Source organism: Microvenator marinus (assembly GCF_007993755.1).
Lineage (GTDB): Bacteria > Myxococcota_A > Bradymonadia > Bradymonadales > Bradymonadaceae > Allomicrovenator > Allomicrovenator marinus.
Map to the genome: position 1 here is coordinate 1008615 of NZ_CP042467.1, position 21270 is coordinate 1029884.

Here is a 21270-nt window from a genome sequence, read left to right on the forward strand (position 1 = left end):
CTTGCACACAATTACCAGCACCCGCCACTCAACTCAACTCGATCTAGTTGGCTTTTCTGCGCTCTAGGATAACGCTGATCGCTACGATCAGGTTTCCGGGCGCTGCGGCAAGGAGGAGCCACGGCTGAAGCCCAAAAAATCCCAGGACCATGGCAGCGAAAACGATGAAGTCTTTCTTCGTCGTGTACTTCAATACCTTGAGTACGCGAGTCAAGAGACTCGAGCTCTCGTCCGCACTATCGAAGCTCCACGTGAAAGCCAACAAATCGCCTCGTCCGCGAGCGTAAAGCCACGTGTAATAGAGGAACATTGAGACGCCCTTGAAGACCACCGAGATTGCGGCGAGCCAGAGCCACCATGTTCCATCCAGAGATGAATCGTAGGAATGCCAGGCCCCAAGGCCCAGACCTGCCCAAAAGAAGACGTCCGAAAGATCATCACTGATCGTGTCTAGCCATTCGCCCTTCACCGAGAACTCGTACTTCACACGAGCCAATTCCCCGTCACAACCGTCGACAATCGAGTTGATTTGAAACACAACTCCGGCCCAGAAGAAGCCCCAGTAGCCACCCATCGAAGCCAGAATTCCGGCGAGGATTCCCAATGAAAAAGTGACGATTGAGATCTGATTGGGATGTATTGGAAGCCTGGCCAGCCGAGCGCTGATCCAGAGGCTCACATAACGATTTAGGTGCCTGGAAACGATGCCGTCCAGGGGCTTTCGGCAGTCCTGCCACAACCGCGACTCGGCTCGCTTGATATCCGCAGGCTCCCGCACCTCAACAGCCCAGCGCTGGCTCATTTCCTCGGTGGACGGCGATTGTAGGTAGCTCGAGTACGTGACCCATGCGCGGCCCTTGCTCAGGTTTAGAGTGAGGCTTCCTTCGACACCCAAGAGGTCCTTGATCGCCGCGCGCTCGTATACTGTCCAAACGTCGAGCACGAGCATTCGACCGCTCACACTACTCAGCGAGGTGATTCGCTCCGGCGTAACCCTTCCGACGCTGGCGGCCAACGCTTGTTCAAGCCCGGCCTCCCCGTCTATTGCGAGGACGAATACGCGCTCTGCGCCGCATACTCCAGCCAAACGAATGGCCCTTTCCAACAAAGAAATCCCGGCCACGATGGTTGACCAGGCAATTGCTTCAGGCCCCTGCCGAATATCGAGTAGAACCGAAGTCATTAGACTTCAAGCGCTTGCGAATAGAGCCACTGAAGCGTGTTCCGCTCGGAAGAGTCCATGGCTTCGAATTCCACACCGTAGGCGCGTCGGCCCTCGGACTCGGTTGCGCGTCGCACAGTGCCTCGCACCTCAGCAACCGAACGTGAGTCGTGCTTGATGATCGTAACACGGAGCTCGATCTTGGTTCCTTCAGCAATCGTCGACTCTGTCTTCAGAAGACATCCGCCTGGTGCCAAATCCAGAACCTGTCCGTAAATCTCTCGGTTCTCAAAACGAACCGAAGCAATCGCTCGAACTGGAGCACGGAAGATTCGCGTGTGAGGACCAGATTGCTCAAAAATCGGGGCGCCAGGACCGCTTCGAAGTTGAGTCTGAGTTTCCGAATCGCGAGTGGATGGAAGAATAATTGGGCGCATGGTTCACCTCCGTGGTGGTTTCGTGGCCATCGATGGCCTCATTGCTCCTTGAGGCTACATCGGGATCCGATTCACACAAATTTTTTGGGTAGGTGACAGATCGATCTTCCAGAAGACCGGCTACTCAAGTTGCCATACCGACCAAGCCACCGAGGCGTTCGCGCCACACCTCATGACACGAAAAACAATACAACCCAAACAAAACAGCATCTTAGAGAGTCACCACCAACACGAGGCATTTCTGGCACAGGAGGTGCATTAATGTCTCACCAAGATTAGAACGCTCGAGGAGACCAAAATGAAATCTTTATATATTGCAATACTTATCTCGTTATCTTTCACCGTCGTTGGAAACGCATCGGCGGAATACCTTCCTTCGGAGGCCGAGGCCGAGGCACGCGTCCCCGCACTGGACTTGGTGATTCAGTATCTTGAGTCCGACCAAGTGGTTCCTTCGCGCCTGGATCTGCGCAAAATGAGTGCCGACCCTGTCGTCGAGCTCACAAAGCTCTCTACTTCCGGGCGCTACGATCTGACACTTCGTGCAAAGGCAATCCAAGCTCTCGCGCTTTACGCTGGCGATGAGCGTGCCGATGAGACGATTGCTGAACTGATGACGAGCACACGGGCAAATCACAAGCTCTTCGCAGTGATTGTGATGGCCTACGCTCAAGTTCAGGGTGAAGAGGCAGCAAATGAACTCTCAGAACTCGCACGCCACCAGCGCGTAGACGTCCGAGTCGCCGCCATCACTGCCCTTGGCCGTTTTGGTGGGCAAGAAGGATACGAAACCCTTCTCAAGCTCGAGCGCGAAGAGTCGAATGCCGACGTTCGCGCACGCATCCAGACCTACACCCGCTAAACCTCCTCCCTAGCCAAAACGCTCGCTCTCATGTACGAATTTCGAACGCCCGCACCCAAGGCAGTTCGATGTCTCTACAAAACCTCGATGAATACGAAGTTCGATGTGAAGCGTGCAATAACCGACGCTACATCGTCGAGGAACATGGCGACTTTGCTCGGGCTCATCGCTGCCTAAAATGCTTCGAGACCTGCCCTGAATGCGAGGGAGAGAACTTCACGTACTTCTCCGACGAGCGCGGCTATAGCTTCGTAAAGCCCTGTCTCATCTGCGCGCCGCTCGACAAGCGTATTCAGACGTTTAACCAGGCGAAACTCCCAAAGAAGTACGCGCACAACTCCACCTTCGAATCCTTTGACCGGTATCAACCAGGGACTCGTAAGGAGATTGGTAACCTTCCGCGCGTACACCTCAAACTCTACAATTTTGCGACTGGTTTTGTGCCGTCTGACAAGGGCTTCTTATTGTACGGGGACGTCGGAACCGGCAAAACACATCTGCTCGCCACCGTCGTTCGACATCTGACTTTGGAAAAAGGGATTGCCGTTCACTTTGTCGAGTTCTCGCACCTCGTCAGCGAGATTCGCGAGCAATTCGACCTCGGTAAGGGCGAAGCCGCCGTTCTCGGACCCATCATCCAGACCCCAGTGCTCGCCATTGACGAGCTCGGCAAGGGGCGGAACACCGAATGGCAGAACTCGATCATCGATGAGATCATATCCAAACGCTACAACCTCGGCTTGACCACCCTCTTTACCACGAACTACCCCATCGAGGCGCCAAATCCCTCCACGGGTCGCGCCGAAATCCGAAGGTCAGTCGCACACGAGACACTCAGGGAGCGAGTCGGTGAGCGGATCTACTCCCGAATTCAAGAGATGGCAGACTTCATCAAAGTGGACGCCCCTGACTATCGGTCCCTGAAGGGATAAGGTCAGTCGCGAAGATGCACGAGTAAGGTGGAGATTGCCGCAGGGGTCACCCCCATGATCCGTGAGGCTTGGCCCAACGTCCGTGGTCGAACCTTGGATAGGCGCTCTTTTGCTTCGTGGGTCAGACCTTGAATCCCGTGATAATCAAACTCGCTTGGGATCGTCTTCTCTTCCATTTCACGATGAAGCTCGATTTGGCGCATTTGCCGGTCGATATATCCGTCGTACTTAATGTCGATTTCGACCGCTTCGGCGACCTCTGGAATATTCGCCTGCCCAGCGAGCTCGGGCGCAAATTTATTGATGATCCTGGGGATCATTTCGTAATCCGTGTCCGGACGCTTCATCAGATGAGCGATGGAGACACCTTTAGCCAATCCGTCATCGAATCCCAAGTTTTCACGGCACCAACTTAAGTTGTCGGACGCCCCGCCAATAAACGTACTCGCCATGCCATCCTTCAGACGCTCGATCGCGTTGATTTTATGGGTGTAGAGGCTCCACGCATCGTCATCGAGGAGTCCAAATTCCCGCCCATACTTCGAGAGACGTTGGTCCGCATTGTCTTCCCGAAGGATCAAACGATACTCCGCACGACTGGTGAACATACGGTAAGGCTCATCAACCCCATGGGTAACGAGGTCGTCGATCATCACACCAATATAGCCTTCGTCGCGCCCCATGATGAACGGCTCTTCGCCTCGAAGCGCCAGAGCTGCATTGATGCCCGCCATAAGCCCCTGCCCTGCAGCCTCTTCGTAGCCCGAGGTACCGTTGATTTGACCCGCAAGGTAGAGCCCCTTAATCCCACGCAGCTCAAGCGTGTGGTCGAGCTGGACTGGGTTCACATAATCATATTCCACGGCGTAACCTGGCCGCATGATTTCCGCGTTCTCAAGGCCCGGAATGGTGCGCAGAAGCGCAATCTGGGCATCCAAAGGTAGACTCGTGGAGATACCGCTCGGATAAATCTCCACCGTCTCCAAGCCCTGTGGCTCAAGGAAAATCTGGTGGCGGTCCTTATCGGCAAAACGCACCACTTTGTCTTCGATACTTGGGCAGTATCGCGCCCCGATCCCCTCGATTTTGCCCGAGAACATCGGCGAGCGGTCGGTGTTCGCGCGAATGATATCGTGGGTTTGTTCGTTAGTGTACGTGATATAACACGAGACCTGACGCATCATCGGCGGCGAGTGATAGAAGGAGAAACGGCGAGGCGGCTCGTCTCCAGGCTGTTCCACAAGCTCGGACCAATTGATGGTTCGCGCGTCTAGTCTAGGTGTCGTGCCCGTTTTAAGCCGGCCCATCTCAAGCTTGAGATCGGCCAGAGTTTTTGCAAGGCCGACGGCAGCCTCGCCACCCGCACGACCGCCGGAGAAATTGTCTAGACCCACGTGGCAAAGACCCCGCAGGAAGGTTCCCGCGGTAATCACTACCGCCTTCGCCTCGTAGAGCACCTGCAGCTTGTCCACGACTCCGGTCACATGCGGGACGCCATTTCGCTCTTCAACACGAATGTCTTCAACTGAACCTTGCTTGATGGTCAGCCCTTCCACATTCATCATGACGTTCTGCATTTCCTGCCGATACTTCGCCATGTCGCATTGTGCACGAGACGAGCGAACCGCTGGTCCTTTGCGCGTATTGAGTCTGCGGTATTGGATGGCAGAGGCGTCGCACACCCGCCCCATCACACCGCCGAGCGCGTCGACCTCTTTAGCAAGATGACCTTTGGCCACACCGCCAATCGCGGGATTGCAGCTCATATGACCGATGGTATCGATGTTTTGGGTCAAAAGGAGCGTGCGTTGCCCCATCTTGGCCAGCGCGTGCGCCGCCTCACATCCTGCGTGTCCACCGCCAATTACAATCGCATCAAAAGCTTTTGGATACTTTAACATCACTACCTCAAACCCTTACGGGCATACTCGATTCGCCGCACCCGGTGTGCCTCGGTCGCCTGTTCCGCCTGGACCGTAAAGCGCAGCCACATCTGGGGTACACCAGTTCGCCCCATCATCATTTAGGATCGGGTCAAACTTATCTGAACTTAACTGCCTGGATACTCCGGATGTTCCCGAGCCCATAAACGCTGAGTCCACCACCACACCGTCTTGGCGCACCAGGTCGGGCTGAGTGGCTCCGGCGGAGTTTTGAAGGCGTCCGCCGCCAAAATAGAAACCGCCTTCGATACCACCGTTTTCGGCCGGATCGGTGTTCGCAACGAATACGATATAGCCTCCCGCTGGAACCACAGCATCGTAGTCGAGGATGGTGTACTGGCTGCGGAATACGAGGCTGAACAACGAGAGCTCGCGGTCGCTGAGATTGTGCAACTCAAACCACTCGCCGTCGTTATCACTGACGGCCCCCGGATTGGACATGATCTCCGTGAAGATCACCTCACCCGCATCCGGGAGGTTGGCGGGAATCTCACGGCATTCGCCGCTTCCGCAAATCTCCTCGTTCTCACAAATGACTTCGGTTGCTTCAAAGTTGCAGAAAGGATTGTTGAATCGAGTCACCTCGCACATCGCCGAATCCACGGCGAACTGCACCGCCTTGGTCTCATCAGCGCAGAAATCCTCGGGCTTGACGCACTCGAACTCAGCGCACGGGTCGGCGTCACACGCGGTATTTTGAGCACCCGGGGTACCAAAGTTCACCGTGGTACCGAACTCAGAATCCAGACTAGGACACCAATTTTCAAACTCGTTATTCAGCAAAACATCTGCCGAAACGTCTGGATTAAGCTTTCGTGAACGCCCGTCGAGAACCGAACCCGTCTCGTAATACACATAATCTACCCAGACGAAGTTCTCTCCGTCGGGTTTCTGAATTCCAAACCAGTCTGTCGAGTTCGCCAGAGTGATATCCTCGCCGTAGGCGTAGTTCACGCCCCCTGCGGCAGCGCCGGCATTTCGCCCAAAGACCATACGCGCCCCGGCAGCCAGCTCAGCCGCCCCGGTGATGACGTGCGTTTCGTCAGCGCTGGCTCCGGCGCTCACGATTTGCCAGCCGTTCAAGTCAACGGCAGCGCCAGTCGTGTTGATGACTTCGAACCACTCAAACGCCTCTTCGAAACCACCGGCTGGATTGGCCAGGTATTCAGTGACCACCAACTCGCCGGTCTCAGAGATGCCGTTTACACATGCGGCTTCTTCGCATGTTCCCTTGATATAATCGCAGTTTTGGAAATCTAGTTCGTAGGTACAAACCGGAGACCCCGTAGAATCATCGCAGGTACCCGCAGCCGCAAAAGTCTGGGCCGTGTTCTCGTCGCAGCGCGAGTCCGGCGGGCTATCGCACGTCACGGCGTCACAAAATCCAGCTAAACATTCCCCTGCCACACAACCGGCCGCACAGACTTCACGAGTCTCTTCGAAAGCGCATTGCCCATCTTCCTGACAGACACCGGCGCTCGAGTACGTCACCCGCGTGTTCGCGCCGTCACAGCTTGGCTCAGGAAGCTCGGTACACGTAACTCCCACGCATGGATCCGAGAGGCAACGCCCCTCTCCACAACCAAACTCACAAGTGTTTCGAGTACTTTCATAGACGCAGACGGCCGAGACCCCGGAGGTGTCACAGGTACCGTTTGATTCCAGGCCGACGGCTCTATCTCCTTCACATTGCGCCTGCATCGGAGGCGAATCACAATCCGCGTCTTCCACACACTCGCCAGAGGACACGCAACGTCCTCGCTCGCCGCAGATCTCATCGGCGGAACACTCCGCGGAGCTTGCTGCCCCACACTCGGCCACGCATGTGTTCTGCGCGCCGCAATGTTGATCACTTGGGCAATCCGTATCCACTGCGCAATTCGCATCCTTTGACACGGGTTCATCGGTACCGCACGCGCTCAGAAGCGCCGCTGCCACAAAAATTAGTCGCCAATTGATCACTGCAAATCCTTCAAACATAGTCTACTCTCGCGCCGTTCTCTTAGAGAAAGAGCCGCTGAAACTCAAGTCTAGACCAAACTTTCGGGCACATGGAACTAAATCTTCACCTTCTAAACCCCGAACAAAGACAGGCCGTCGAACACATCGATGGTCCGCTCTTGATTCTGGCAGGTGCCGGAAGTGGAAAAACACGCGTCATCACTCACCGAATCGGCTACCTGATTGACCAAGGCGTTGCGCCGGACCAAATCCTCGCCGTGAGTTTCACCAATAAAGCCGCCCAAGAGATGAGGGAAAGAGTTGGGCATCTCATCGGAACGTCACTCTCGAACCGAGTGCATTTGAGCACCTTTCACTCACTTGGCCTCGATATCTTGAAGAAACACATCGAGAAACTCGGCTACAGGCGCACCTTTACGATCCTCGATCAAGGCGACCAAATCAGCCTTGTTAAAGATGTACTTAAAGATCTCAAGCTCGACCCTTCAAAAGTTGACCCGTCCGACCTGCTCTTCCTGATCAGCCGCGCAAAAATGGCTTTCCTCGAGCCCTCAAAGATGCCCGAGTTTCGGTATCACCCGCTGATGCCTTTTGCTCAGAAGACCTATCGTCACTATCAGGCGGCGCTCCGAGGCCTAAATGCTGTGGATTTTGACGATTTGATCTGTTTGCCGGTTCGACTCTTCGAAGAACACGAAAAGGTCCGTCGTCGCTACGCGAGCCACTACAAGTACGTCATGGTTGACGAGTACCAGGACACCAACCACACGCAGCTGATGTTCATGGAAGCCATCGTTCGCGAACACCAGAACATCTGCGTGGTGGGCGACGATGATCAATCCATCTACGCCTTTCGAGGCGCGGTCAGCGGCAATATCCTTCAGGTCGAAAAGACTTTTAAGAACACGCGTGTCATCAAACTCGAACAAAATTACAGGTCAACGAACGGCATTCTACGTGCCGCAAACGCCTTGATCGCCAATAACTCCGCCCGTAAAGAAAAGAATCTCTGGAGCAACAACGGTGACGGCGATCCCATTACAATGGTTGAGAGCAAAGACGAGCGAGAAGAAGCCGAATATGTGGCGGCCGAAATCGAGGCCCTGCGCTTTCATCTTCGCCTGAACTATCGCGATTTTGCTGTGCTTTTCAGGGTGAATCCTCAGGCGAGGCTCTTTGAAGAGGCGTTTCGCACCTACAATATACCCTATCAGTTGGTTGGAGCTGCGGAGTTCTTCGATCGCAAAGAGGTCAAGGACTTCATCGCGTTTCTGAAGGCGTGTTTAAACCCCGAAGACGAAGTCAGCATGCGCCGTATCGTCAATGTTCCACCTCGTGGAATCGGGACGCAGACCGTTGAGAAAATCAGCGTTTGGGCCGCGGAACATCAGGTCTCTTTCTTTGAAGCCTTGAAGTCGGTCTCTGCTGGCGCCCAGATTGACGGCATGAACCACGCGTCTCACGAACATCTGAAGACATTCATTCAGCTCATCGAGAACTTTCATCAAGAGTTCAACGCCACCACACATATCTCGCAGTCTGCCCGATCGCTACTGCATGAACTCAACTTTGTAGATTACCTCCGCAGCGCGGAAAAAAGCCCCAAAGTGGCCTCGAGACGCATTGAAAACGTGCAGCAGGTACTGGCTAGTATCGCACAATTTGAAAGCCGCGCAGGTGGCACTCTCGATGGATTCCTGACCCGCATTATCCTCGACCAGAGCTCGGCTTCAAAGGAAAACGAGGAAGACGCTGTGCAGTGCATGACCCTTCACGCCTCTAAGGGATTGGAATTTCCAGTCGTCTTCATGGTCGGCCTTGAAGAGGGCTATCTTCCGCACGAAAGAAGCTTGGTCAATCAAGCTGGTATCGAGGAAGAGCGAAGACTTGCGTACGTCGGAGTCACGCGTGCTCAGAAAAAACTCTATCTCTCGCTTAGCGCCGAGCGCTCCCGCTTTGGAAAGAAGGACGAACGCTCCCCCAGCCGTTTTCTCTCAGAGATTCCAAAGGAGATGATCGACTCGAATATGGCGAGCCTGAACCCCAAACTCCGAGAGATGAAGAACGACCTCAACCTCAAGTATCTTGAGGCGATGAGGGCACAACTCTTTTCGGACTGAAATTCCCGGAATGAAAGTGCCGTACGAGTACGTTATAGGCGTCTGATGAAACGACGAAGCTTTCTTAAATTTCTAAGTGCTGCACTCCTTTTGCCCCACCCTACCTGGGCGCTAGGCGAGGAAGACTATTTTCGGGTAGCAGTCCTGAAATACCCTGAATCAAGCTTCTCCACCCGTTCTAAGGCGATTTCGCGGCTTCTTTACGAAGTCGAAAAGCAAACGTCCATTCGGGTGGACTCCAAACCGTTGGAGATCTCCGCCACGGACAAAGAACTCTTCCTCCATCCGTTCTTAATCTGGATGGGAGAGTCCGGTTTTGAGCCGTTTTCGGACGAAGCTGTATTGCAACTGCGGCGCTATGTGCAGGCAGGCGGATTTATCTTTGTGGATTCGGCAGAGGGTGTGCTTGACGGCCCGTTCATGCGCTCGGTTAAGCGCGAGTTAGAACGGATTCTTCCGCAGAAAAAGCTGACCCGGCTACCTTCCGATCACGTGGCCTATAAGGCGTTTTTCCTCATCGACAAACCCGTCGGGCGACTTGCCATCGAAGACCATTTGCTGGGCGTTTTTGAGACAGACCGTGTGTCGGTTCTGGTCTCGAATAACGACGTCGTCGGAGCATGGGCGCGGGATAATTTTGGAAATTGGCTCTACCCAGTCAGCCCCGGAGGAGAGCGCCAGCGCACTATGGCGATGCGGCTTGGCATAAACCTCGTGATGTACGCGCTTTGTATCAATTACAAAGCGGACCAGGTACACGTTCCGTTCATACTCAAACGCCGACGTTGGCGAGTAGATTGATGCTAGATTTTTCGCTCTACAACGACGGCGACGTGATGTGGCTAGGCGACTGGGGTTCGACCTCGATTGCGTTCCTCGTGATTCTAGGCCTCGCCATCATCGCGCTGAGTATTTACGACTTGGCCCCCATGCCGCCGCGCAGACGTTGGACTTTGATCTCTCTGCGCGCAGCCGTTTACTCGCTCGCCGTGCTGATGCTTCTTGAACCAGCGATCGACCTCAAGAATGTATCGAAGGTCAAGAATAACGTCGTGGTGTTGGTGGACGGATCTGAATCCATGACGCTCGATGCGGAGTCTGGAAAAACGCGGGCCAGCAGAGCGGTTGAAGCGTTCAAAAACCTAAATCTACAAGACTCTGAAGATCATAAATTTCATTTCTACGAATTCGACTCAGAAATCCAAAAGTTTGGCGTGGACCAGGAACCTTCGTTTTCTGGGCAGGCTTCGGATCTGACTTCAGCGATGCTCGAGGCCAAAGAAAGTCTGGGGCGTGCGGAGCTCGGCGGGCTCGTCGTGATATCTGACGGCACAGACACAGGCGCAATCGGAACGCGGGTACAAAGCGGCGAAGCTCTCGATGAGACCAGCAAAGAGCTTTTGAGCCAGATCGGGGCACCGATTAACACAATTAGCGTGGCTCAGCCTGAAGACATCCGAGATATTGCCGTCGCAAAAATTAGACACGATGACTTTGCGTTTGTGCACAACAGCGTCACAATTCAGGCTCAAATCAAGAGCATTGGCGTCAACGAAACCGTCAACGTCGAACTCTATCGAGATAACCAACGCCTACAGACTCGACAGGTCACGCTCGACAAGAACTCTCCTGTTCAAACAGTGGAATTTGAGTTCGTACCAAAACGCATCGGACGAGAGGTTTATAGAGTCTTCATTGAGCCTAAGGATTCCGAGATTCTCGAGTCCAATAATGAGGCGTTCTTCGTCCAGAAGGTCATCCGCGACAAAATTCGTGTGCTGCAGGTCGTCGGCAGGCCGAGCTGGGATGAGCGATTCCTAAGACAGCTGCTGAAAAGAAGTCCTAATATCGACCTCATCAGCTTCTTCATCCTTCGGACGAACGAAAATATCCAGACAAGCTCGAACGATGAGCTCAGCCTCATTCCTTTTCCAACCGATGAACTCTTCAATACCGAACTTGGAAGCTTCGACCTTGTGGTCTTCCAGAATTTCAATTTTGGCCCGTACTCGATGCGCCAATACCTTCCTCAGATCGCGGATTTCGTGAAAAAAGGAGGAGGCTTTGTAATGGTAGGGGGCGACCTATCCTTTGCCAGCGGCGGATACGCCGGCACGGCAATCGAAGATATACTTCCGGTTCAACTCCCCGCGTCCGGTTCCAAAACACTCGTGGACACACGCGGGTTCAAACCAAACTTGACGGACGCGGGTACTCGCCATCCCATCACGCAGCTCGCGTTCGACCCCCAGGCAAATAAAGAGATATGGGAAAGCCTTCCGGAACAACGAGGCACCAATCTGGTCCTTGAGGCCAGACAGAACGCCACCGTGCTAGCCACGCACCCCTCCCTTAAATCAGGCGGAGCACCGATGCCGGTCATAACCGTCTCGGAGATGGGAGATGGACGCGTCATGGCCGTGACCACGGATTCAACGTGGAGATGGGCATTCGAAAGTGCAGCCACAGGCGGGACTTCAAGGGAGTACCAAATGTTCTGGAACAGCACGATGCGCTGGCTCATCAAAGATCCCGAGCTCAAGTTGCTTCGCATCGACCAAGAGATCGACCTGTGGAACCCCGGCGAGCGACCGAAGATCGGAGTGCGAATCCAAAACCCAGACTATACGCCTGCCCAAGCCAAGGAAGGACGTATTCGAATTCAGCGCCATGACCTGCGCACCTCAGAGGCTCTCGATGTGCCGGTGGAGATTCCTTTCGTCTCCGACGCCCGCGGCTACGCGATTGTGAGCGCTCCCGTCATCGAAGAGGAAGGGATCTACCGAATCAGCGCTGCCGCCACGACTGAGGCCGGAGAGTTGACGGACGAGGACTTGTTTCTTGTCGTGTCTTCCAAGACCGAATTCCGTGACGTTGTACCTCGCCCAGACCTCTTGGAAGCCATTGCGGCGCACACCGAAGGTGTTGCGCTGAAGAACTCCACGTCTAGCGTGACACCCCTGAACTTTCAGAAGTCGACGAGTGTTCAAATTAATCGCCGAAAAGTCGTCAGCGTATGGGACTCTTTCCCGCTCTTCCTGCTGATTCTCGGCCTACTCGCCGCGGAATGGACGTTTCGACGTCGATGGGGACGCCTTTAAAAAACACGAAGTCCTCAGCCCCTTCTTTCAGAAACTAAGTACTAGAAGTTGTCGGAGTCGATTTCTTCGGTTACCCTAAGGACCGACTCGAACTCCATGAGATGTGCCGCATGGGAGAAAATCCCCCCGAAGTGATGGAAATCCACTGCCCGTCATGTGAGACGAGGTTTAGACTTCGGCTCATCAAAGGTCGACTTCCAAGCCAAGATATCGAATGCCCAAGCTGTGGCGCGAGCATTCCGGTGGAGCCGCAAAAGCCCAAAGCGGCCATTTTGAAACGGTCCACAGAAATTGGGGCACCGAAGCCTGGCGCCCTCGACCCTGATACGGTTCCAACAGGGGGAACGCTACTCGGCCTTCCCGTCGATGGGATTTTTGCCCCTCCGGCCAACCCGTTTGACCGGCAACCTACCGTGGTCAAGGGCTTCTCCGACCCGCCCCCGGACCCAGAACCCAATGCACCGAGAACCCCTCTCGGAGATCTCGAGGAGCATTCAGACTCGGCGTTTCAAAACACAACGAGGCATCCGTGGGATACACAGCCCACCACCAAGGCCCAGACCTTGGAGACATCGACCTCCGATGTCGAGAACACACGAGATACGCCTTATAAGGGGCTTTCTTCGATTAGTTCGTCGCCTCAAGATGACACCGTTTCTGAGAAACCAAAACTCAATGACTTACTCAAGAAGGTGCGAGAAAAACGTGGTGTACCCCTGCCCGCCCCTCCCGAGATCAAGGCAGAAAACCCGCTTTTCGGGAAGTCCCGTGCTCCCCAACGAGTGAGCGCTGACACGGACAACCGCAAAACCAAACCTTCCATGGAACCTGCTTTTCGAAAGAAGATGCAGGAAGAATCAGCGTCGAAGGAGACCTCCCCCGGGACAGGGATTGCGTCAGAGACACGTGGAAGCGGCTATATCAGACTTCCGACATCTGAGATCAAAGAGGCCCTGGGAGAGGGTGAGTTTGATATTCGGATCGGCGAATTCAGCTACTCCGTGAGCGAAGACGCGTTGGTCAAGCTGGTTAAAGGCGGAATCTTGATGGGGGCCGAAGAAATGGCCGCCGCTGATGGCGTATGGATGCCGATCAACGAGCATCCCGTTGTAAAGCGTTTGCGCGAGAAAATGGCCGATGAAGCCCACTTGCTCCTCGCCGACATCGCCGAGCGCAAGACCGCAAAGTCACGCGACGAGCCACGAACCGAAGAACTGACGGAAGATTTCTTAGCACTTGAAGACTCCCCGCCCCCGTTGCCCGAAGTCGATGATGTATCCGACGCATTTGAAGCGACTTTCAATTCGTCCGATGAAGAACTCATAGAACTTGACGCTGATGAGGCACTCTCGCTTGAGAAGCCGCCTCAACTCCCGGCCGAAACGACGATCGATTCCTTAACGGCACCATTGAAATCTCCTGACGAGATTCAGGAAGCCCTACCGCCCGAACCAGATCTTGAGCCCGAAGTCCCCGAAGCTCCGAGCCCTGAACCGCTCGAAACCAAAACTTCACCTGCTCCACCCGCAAAGAAGAAGGGTGGACGTGGTCTCTTGATCGCACTGGTGCTTCTCGCCCTGGTCGGGGGTGCCATCGTGGCCTCCTATTTCCTCTTCGGAGACGAAATCAAAGGTATTTTGGGCCTAAACACGGAGCCAACGGTGGTCGCTGAGGTCCCCAAGGATACGCCTCCGCCGCCAGTTGAAGTAGCAGAGGAAACCCCGGAGCCCGTGGTCCCAGAACCTGAACCCGAGCCCGAGCCTCCGGCCCTTGAACCTCATGAAGCAGCCCTCGCAGCCCTTCAGAATCTCTGGGACAATGACGAACCCAATCCTGATGACTTCCGAAAGGCCATGTTGGACCTTTTCGAAGACCCGCACGTCATCGACGGCGTAAAGGGCACGTCAATCGTCAAAATCAACGGCAACCCGACTATTTTGGGCACCTGGAATGACCTTGAAATTTTAATCTACCCGGATACGCCAGCGGCAGAAGATGCACGCCGGCGGGTGCAAGCCACCGCCTATCTTTGCTCGGTGGCAAATTGCGGCGTGGTGCCAACTCTGGCGATACCCGCGTCACTAAGTCAGGACGCTCTTAAAGACTTAGACGTACCCGACCTCAACCTTAAGGATGGACGATTTGAGGCGGTGATTGTGGTCAAAACCACTGGGGCCATAGTACGCCTGCCCGCGTTCCAAGGGCTCTGGCGAGGATGGATGCGCGCCTCTTCAGAAGAACTGGACAAGCCGCTTGCCCAATTTCAAGCCGACCTCGCCAAAGAACTCGGAGACGAGCCAGCCGCCCAAATCGTTTCTCAAGCGAAAGACATGACGCTTCGTGAATTCATGCAGGGCGTATCAGCCACCATCACCTTCGACTACTTGACCAATAATAGTGACCGGTTCGATGGCGATGCGGAAGATAACCTCGTGCTTAGAAACGGTGTCTTCTTCACCCAACATCATGTCGGAACCTTTCAGCCTAGAGCCTCGACCCGCGTCAAGGGACGCTTCTCATGGGCCCCTACCCTCGATAAATCATCAACCCAGTCACTGCTCGCACTCACTCCAGACATCAATGACGCTCTCTTTCCCAATACTCGACCGGCCGAGAAGGTGTACCTTGATGTCTTTTGGTCACAACACGAAAAGTTGAGCGAAAAAGCCGCAAAGGAACCCTGGTTCTAATTAGGCTGGCATCTTCGGCACTCTCCGAGTAATACGCTCGCAGAGTTCAGGAGACACCAATGACAAAATTCTATTTCGCTTCAGATGAAATCAACAAGGGATGGAAACGCTACTTCAACCTCGCGAATGCGCTTGAGGTGACCAACGAGGGTAAGCTCCCAAGCATTAAGACGCTCAACTCGTGGCGAGTCTCATCTCCTAAAGGCTTCGGGTTCGTGGTGCATGTCCTCGACGAGTTCATTGAAGCGCTTGACCGTTTGAGCGCAGCTGGTGCGAGCCAACTCGACGACCAGGCCAAAGCCGCCTTTGAAGCCTCCCTCGAGCGCGCAAAGGCTCTCGGAGCGATTGCCCTCTTTCTCCCTACGTCTTTTGATTTCAGCCCTACCCAGTCCAACCGAACACTCTTGGAAAAAGTTGCGGAATTGAACCGCGGAAAGTTGATGTTGGTTTGGGAATCACAGGGAATGTGGTCGCTTGAAGATATGCGAGATTGGGCCTCAAAACGCGGCATCGTCTACGCCTGGGACCCTTTTATGGCCTTTGAAGAGGGTCTCGAATTCGGTCGTGGAGATGTTTGTTTCAAGATCAACGAACGACAGGGCACTCGTCGACACTTCGACGGCTATGACATGGAAAATCTCATCGAGTGGGCCCAAGGGTATGATCGGGCGATCTTGCTTTTTAGAGGTCGATTTAAGTGGAGACATTTGAAGGAATGGCGTGAAACCTTGAAATCAAGCGTTGAAACGTGATTTCTATTTGAACTTGTTGGCAGGTTGATTGTATTTACTCGTCTGGGACCATAAACATAAGACGAGGATGTAATGTCAGTCTCTTTTCGTGACGAAATTGCTGAACTAGAGGCGCAACGCGAAGCGACTCTGGAAAGGCTCAAGCAACTTGAAAAACAGTGGGATCAAAATAACGTCGAGACGCAAGAGTGCCGCGAAGCCATCGAGAATCTTCGCGGGACCCTTAAGCGCTCGAGCAAACGAATCGCTGCCCTTCCGGTCAGCGACGAGTCCGGAAGGCCTTCTAGGGGCGCTAGGCGCGAGCAAATCGAAAAGATTTGTCGCAAGCTAGGCCGCGGAGGAAAGTCCTTCCGAACTTCCGACGTCTTGTCGGAACTCTCCAGAGTCGAAGGTGAACTCAGTGACGGTATAAGGTCGTACACCTACGCCGTAATGAACACCTTCTTGACCGATGGCTTTACGGACAAGGTCGGCCGGGGCACTTGGAGGTTGAAATGAGCGACCTCGAAAAAATCATTCAGCGCATTGAAGATAAACTCGCTTCTCTCGACAGGACGCGTGAACAAATCAAACAAGAGCTCGAAGCCGAGCGCGCTCAACTCGATAGCATCGACAAAGCACTCGCCTCCCTCCGCTCGGTTGAATCCAAAGTCACCAAGAAGGTGGCAAAGAAGTAAGGGAACGCTTCCACCCCAAGCAGAACCATGTTAGTTACCCGCCCAAAAGGAGTTTCGAAAACACTCGGAACTTCGCTCTAACTCGTTGTTTGGAAAAGTAGCACTCATGGATTTAACTCAGTTGATTCGTACGCGTGATGATGGAACAGGTCGCGCAAAGCGAACTCTAAGCATTGTCTTCGGAACCACAGAAATCGCCCCCTTCGCCAAGACTGGTGGACTCGGCGACGTCTCAGCGAGCTTGCCTCGCGCACTGGCAGATCGAGGGCACCGCGTCACGATTGTGACCCCGCTCTACAAGCATCTCAACCCAGAGAAAATGAGACTTGCTCGACGCCTGAAACCTCTAGAGGTTCCACGAAAAGGCAAGTCAGCAGATGTGGCCGAGGTCGTGCTTTGGGAAATGAATCTGAGCGACGGCGTGCGAATTGTCTTCCTTGATTTCGAAGAGTACTTCGGTAGGGATGGCCTTTATGGATATGACGATAAGGGTTTTGAAGACAACGCAGCGCGTTTCGCCTTCTTCTCTCGCGCCCTCGTAGAGTTTGTCCGCTATTCCAACATGAATGCCGATGTGCTCCATCTCAATGATTGGCACACAGCACTCGCGCCTCTCTACATCAAGCAATACTACAAGACTGAGTTCAAGAACGTCTCCACTGTGCTGACGATCCACAACCTGGCCTTCCAAGGCGAGTTTGACCTCAAGGACGCCGATCAGACCGGTCTCACGAAGACCGCAATCAAGGCAGCCACTCACGATGGAAAACTCAACTTCTTGAAGTCTGGTATCGACCTTGCCGACAAGGTCACCACCGTGAGCCCCACCTACGCCGATGAAATCAAGACCGAAGCCGGTGGGTGTGGACTCGACAAAGAACTCTCGGCTCGAAAAACCGACCTCGTCGGAATTCTCAACGGCGCAGACACTGGCATCTGGAGCCCTAGCGTCGACCAATACATCGAGGTTCGCTACGATATCGCCACTCTCAACGGCAAGCGTAGAAACAAAGCTCAGCTTCAGCACGACTTCGGACTACCTGTTCGGCCGGTTCTGCCGATTGTTGCCTTTGTAGGTCGTTTCACCGAACAAAAAGGCATCGACGTTCTCATCACTGCGGTCAGAAAGCTGCTCAAGGACAATGACGACGAGCGTGGGGCGTTTCAGTTTGTAGCCCTTGGTGAAGGTGACAAAAAGCTCGAAAAGGCCGCTGAGAAGCTTGCTAGCGAGTTCCCTAAACGAGTTGCGGTGCACATCGGGTACTCCGAAGAGCTCGCTCACCGAATCATTGCAGGGTCAGATATCCTGGCGCTGCCTAGTCGCTTTGAGCCATGTGGCCTCACTCAAATCTACGCAATGCGTTACGGTACCCTGCCCCTCGTTCACCGCACAGGTGGGCTGGCAGACACCGTCAAGGACGCCGACGTTGAGAATGGTTCAGGATTTGTTTTCGGCGATTTCTCTAGAACCGAAATCATCAAGACCATTGAAAGAGCCGTAAACCGCTATCATCACCACCGTCAGTGGCGACCGCTTATGGTTACGGCCATGGAACAAGACTTTTCTTGGAGTCGCTCGGCTCGTGCTTATGACGAGACCTACCTGGGCGCTCTTGGTTTCGCAGAATAATCGTATTTCTTAGGGCAAAAGATGCATCCGAATTACAAGAAACTTCAGGAACTCAATAAGCAGGCTGAGCTCGGTGGCGGACAAAAGAGAATTGACCGCCAGCACGAATCCGGAAAACTCACAGCCCGCGAACGAATCGACCTCCTCCTCGATCCAGGCACATTTGTGGAGCTCGATAAATTCGTGACTCACCGATGTTCCGACTTCAACATGGAGTCACAGCGCATTCCTGGTGATGGCGTGGTGACGGGTTACGGCCAAGTTGATGGCCGACTCGTTTACGTATTCGCCCAAGACTTCACCGTGTTTGGTGGCAGCCTTAGCGGCGCTTTCGCACAGAAGATCTGCAAGGTGATGGACCTCGCTATGAAAGTTGGTGCGCCAGTGATTGGCCTCAACGATTCCGGCGGAGCGCGTATCCAAGAAGGCGTTGTCTCACTGGCTGGGTACGCAGATATCTTCTATCGAAACACACGAGCCAGCGGCGTGATCCCTCAGATCTCGGCAATCCTTGGGCCGTGCGCGGGCGGAGCTGTCTACAGTCCGGCAATCACTGACTTCATCTTCATGGTCCAAGACACGAGCTACATGTTCATCACGGGACCCGACGTCGTAAAGACCGTGACGAGCCAAGATGTCACCAAACAAGAGCTCGGTGGCTCACATGTCCACGGTGAGACCAGCGGCGTATCCCACTTTGATTGTGTGTCCGAAGAAGAGTGTATCGTACAGATCCGAGAATTGCTCTCGTTTGTACCCTCGAACAACGCTGAAGATGCGCCTTACCTTCCAACAGGCGACGATCCGATGCGACGGGATGCAAAGCTCGCGGAGATCATCCCTGAAAAGCCCTCGAAGCCATACGACATGACAGAGGTCATCAATTGTGTGGTTGATGATGGCTATTTCTTCGAAGTCCAGAAGGATTTCGCCAAGAATATCATCGTCGGCTTTGCGCGATTGGACGGTCACTCGGTGGGTATTGTTGCCAACCAACCTGACCACCTCAGCGGTGTTCTGGACATCAATGCGAGCCTAAAAGCAGCACGCTTCGTGCGTTTCTGTGATGCTTTCAATATTCCGATCATCACGCTTGTTGACGTGCCAGGCTTCCTTCCCGGTGTGGATCAGGAATACGGCGGAATCATTAAGCACGGGGCAAAACTCCTCTACGCTTACGCTGAAGCCACTGTTCCAAAGATCACTCTCATCACTCGAAAAGCCTATGGCGGAGCCTATGACGTCATGAGCTCGAAGCATATCGGTGGTGATATCAACCTGGCCTATCCGACCGCTGAGATCGCAGTGATGGGGCCAGACGGCGCTGTGAACATCATCTTCCGCAACGACCTCGTTGCCGCGGATGATCAGGATGCGAAAAAGGCTGAGTTGGTCGAGAACTATCGCGACACCTTTGCCAACCCGTTCAAAGCCGCTGAACTCGGTTATATCGACGAGGTCATCGAACCACTCGATACGCGTCCTCGCCTCATTCAAAGCCTTCATATGCTCAAGAATAAGCGCGCCGAGAACCCTCCAAAGAAGCACGGCAACATTCCTCTTTAACCGACTGGTTGAAGGCGGCTGGGTCCCCTTTCTTTTTCTTTTATGAGTGGGTGGGTAAATCGGTAAGTGATGGGCGATCCCCTCGCCCATCCAACCCGGACTAGAAGCTACGTTGCTTCGGTCCGATGTAGACCTGGCGTGGGCGGTGGATACGAGCGTTCTCGTCACGCAACTCACGCCATTGTGAAATCCAACCCGGCATACGACCGAGGGCGAACATCACCGTAAAGAAGTCGGTCGGGATGTTCAGGGCGCGGTAAATGATACCGCTGTAGAAGTCCACGTTTGGATAGAGTTTACGCGCCACGAAGAATTCGTCTTCGAGCGCGACTTGCTCAAGCTGCTTAGCGATATCCAACGATGGGTCATCAATGCCAAGAGCATCGAGGACCTTGTCAGCGGCCTTCTTGATGATTCGGGCGCGTGGGTCGAAATTCTTGTACACACGGTGACCGAAGCCCATCAGCTTGAAGCCAGACTCTTTATCTTTGGCCATGGTCACATACTTCGAGACATCACCACCATCATCCTGAATGGCTTCCAGCATCTCGATCACAGCTTGGTTGGCCCCGCCGTGAAGTGGTCCCCAAAGGGCGCATACACCTGCTGCCATCGTCGCGTAGACATCAGCATGAGAGCTTCCAACCATACGTACTGTAGACGTGGAGCAGTTTTGCTCGTGGTCAGCATGGAGAATCAGGAGTTGGTGCATCGCTGAGACAGTCGCCTCGTCGTAGCTTCCAAACATCATGTTCAAAAAGTCTTCGACGTAGCCGAGATTCGGGTCTGGATTGATATAATCAAGACCTTTCTTGCGGCGATAAGACCACGCAACCAGTGACTTGAACTTGGCAAGGAGGCGAACGATATCCTCGTCACGATCGTCGGTAGACGGATAGTACGCGGATAGGGTCGCAAGGACCGAAGAAATGACGGCCATTGGGTGAGTCGTTGCAGGAAGAGCCTCAAGGTGCTTCTTGACGCGCTCGTCCAAACCAGCGTGCTCAACGAGCTGTGCTCGGAACTTCGCAAGTTGATCTGCGCTCGGCTTATCTCCCCAAATCAGGAGATACATCACCTCGTCGAACGTACTTTTTTCTGCAAGTTCCTCAATCGGATATCCGCGGTACCGAAGAATACCTTTTTCGCCATCGATAAAGGTGATCGCGCTCTGGCACGATCCGGTGTTGCCATAACCTGGGTCCAGCGTAATCGCGCCCGATTGGCCGCGCAGAGCCGCAATATCGATCGCGACTTCGCCTTCGCTTCCGACCAGGACCGGAAATTCGTATTCTTTTCCATTGAGAGAAAGCTTTGCATTACTCATAGTACGTCTCCGTAAACGTCGGGGAAACTTGAAGAATCTCTCGAATGAGAGCTCTTAGGCCAGGAAGCTTGGCTTCAAAGCGTGCGTACTCTATTCGCCACACTCCTGA

General features: G+C 54.1%; 16 protein-coding genes. 11 read left to right on the forward strand and 5 right to left on the reverse strand.

Annotation, left to right across the window (positions count from 1 at the left end; all coding sequences use genetic code 11):
- Positions 1–43: 43 nt before the first annotated feature.
- A complete protein-coding gene (locus FRD01_RS04280) occupies positions 44–1183 on the reverse strand; it encodes a CDP-alcohol phosphatidyltransferase family protein (RefSeq protein ID WP_146957942.1) in 1140 nt (379 codons plus the stop codon).
- On the reverse strand, positions 1183–1599 hold the full coding sequence (locus FRD01_RS04285) for a PilZ domain-containing protein (RefSeq protein WP_146957944.1): 417 nt from the start codon (positions 1597–1599) through the stop codon (positions 1183–1185). Before FRD01_RS04285 ends, FRD01_RS04280 begins: the two co-directional genes overlap by 1 nt.
- A gap of 298 nt (positions 1600–1897) precedes the next feature.
- On the opposite strand from FRD01_RS04285, the gene FRD01_RS04290 reads away from it, so the two are divergent.
- Both FRD01_RS04290 and FRD01_RS04295 read left to right on the forward strand, forming a co-directional pair.
- A complete protein-coding gene (locus FRD01_RS04290; protein ID WP_146957946.1) occupies positions 1898–2461 on the forward strand; it encodes a HEAT repeat domain-containing protein in 564 nt (187 codons plus the stop codon).
- A 68-nt stretch (positions 2462–2529) separates the two neighbouring features.
- Positions 2530–3393 (forward strand): ATP-binding protein, encoded by an 864-nt coding sequence (locus FRD01_RS04295; RefSeq protein WP_146957947.1) that lies wholly within the window; start codon positions 2530–2532, stop codon positions 3391–3393.
- Between the two features lie 2 nt (positions 3394–3395).
- Here FRD01_RS04295 and mnmG read toward each other — a convergent pair whose 3' ends face one another.
- Together mnmG and FRD01_RS04305 are read right to left on the reverse strand one after the other, a co-directional pair.
- Positions 3396–5294, reverse strand: coding sequence for a tRNA uridine-5-carboxymethylaminomethyl(34) synthesis enzyme MnmG (gene mnmG, locus FRD01_RS04300; protein ID WP_146957949.1), 1899 nt, complete (start codon positions 5292–5294; stop codon positions 3396–3398).
- 15 nt (positions 5295–5309) lie between these two features.
- Positions 5310–7316: a lamin tail domain-containing protein gene (locus FRD01_RS04305; RefSeq protein WP_146957950.1), complete on the reverse strand. Its 2007-nt coding sequence runs from the start codon at positions 7314–7316 to the stop codon at positions 5310–5312.
- A 71-nt stretch (positions 7317–7387) separates the two neighbouring features.
- On the opposite strand from FRD01_RS04305, the gene FRD01_RS04310 reads away from it, so the two are divergent.
- From FRD01_RS04310 to FRD01_RS04350, 9 genes are all read left to right on the forward strand, one after another.
- Positions 7388–9418, forward strand: a complete 2031-nt coding sequence (locus FRD01_RS04310) for an ATP-dependent helicase (RefSeq protein ID WP_146957952.1) — start codon at positions 7388–7390, stop codon at positions 9416–9418.
- A gap of 45 nt (positions 9419–9463) precedes the next feature.
- Entirely contained in the window at positions 9464–10219 is a 756-nt protein-coding gene (locus FRD01_RS04315) for a DUF4159 domain-containing protein (protein WP_146957953.1), read from the forward strand.
- On the forward strand, positions 10219–12519 hold the full coding sequence (locus tag FRD01_RS04320; RefSeq protein WP_146957955.1) for a glutamine amidotransferase: 2301 nt from the start codon (positions 10219–10221) through the stop codon (positions 12517–12519). The genes FRD01_RS04315 and FRD01_RS04320 overlap by 1 nt, the downstream gene beginning before the upstream one ends.
- A 110-nt stretch (positions 12520–12629) precedes the next feature.
- The gene (locus FRD01_RS04325) at positions 12630–15209 is read left to right on the forward strand and encodes a hypothetical protein (protein WP_146957957.1); all 2580 of its coding nucleotides are present in this window, start codon (positions 12630–12632) and stop codon (positions 15207–15209) included.
- A 59-nt stretch (positions 15210–15268) separates the two neighbouring features.
- Positions 15269–15961: a DUF72 domain-containing protein gene (locus FRD01_RS04330; RefSeq protein WP_146957959.1), complete on the forward strand. Its 693-nt coding sequence runs from the start codon at positions 15269–15271 to the stop codon at positions 15959–15961.
- A gap of 72 nt (positions 15962–16033) precedes the next feature.
- Positions 16034–16459, forward strand: coding sequence for a hypothetical protein (locus tag FRD01_RS04335; RefSeq protein WP_146957961.1), 426 nt, complete (start codon positions 16034–16036; stop codon positions 16457–16459).
- Positions 16456–16638: a hypothetical protein gene (locus FRD01_RS04340; protein WP_146957963.1), complete on the forward strand. Its 183-nt coding sequence runs from the start codon at positions 16456–16458 to the stop codon at positions 16636–16638. Before FRD01_RS04335 ends, FRD01_RS04340 begins: the two co-directional genes overlap by 4 nt.
- 106 nt (positions 16639–16744) lie before the next feature.
- Positions 16745–18268, forward strand: a complete 1524-nt coding sequence (gene glgA, locus FRD01_RS04345; protein ID WP_146957965.1) for a glycogen synthase GlgA — start codon at positions 16745–16747, stop codon at positions 18266–18268.
- 21 nt (positions 18269–18289) lie between these two features.
- Positions 18290–19834 (forward strand): acyl-CoA carboxylase subunit beta, encoded by a 1545-nt coding sequence (locus FRD01_RS04350; protein ID WP_146957966.1) that lies wholly within the window; start codon positions 18290–18292, stop codon positions 19832–19834.
- A 100-nt stretch (positions 19835–19934) separates the two neighbouring features.
- Here the strand turns inward: FRD01_RS04350 and FRD01_RS04355 are convergent, their stop codons facing one another.
- Positions 19935–21161 carry a citrate synthase gene (locus tag FRD01_RS04355; protein ID WP_146957968.1) on the reverse strand — a complete coding sequence of 409 codons (1227 nt, stop codon included), beginning with the start codon at positions 21159–21161 and terminating at the stop codon, positions 19935–19937.
- Positions 21162–21270 lie beyond the last annotated feature (109 nt).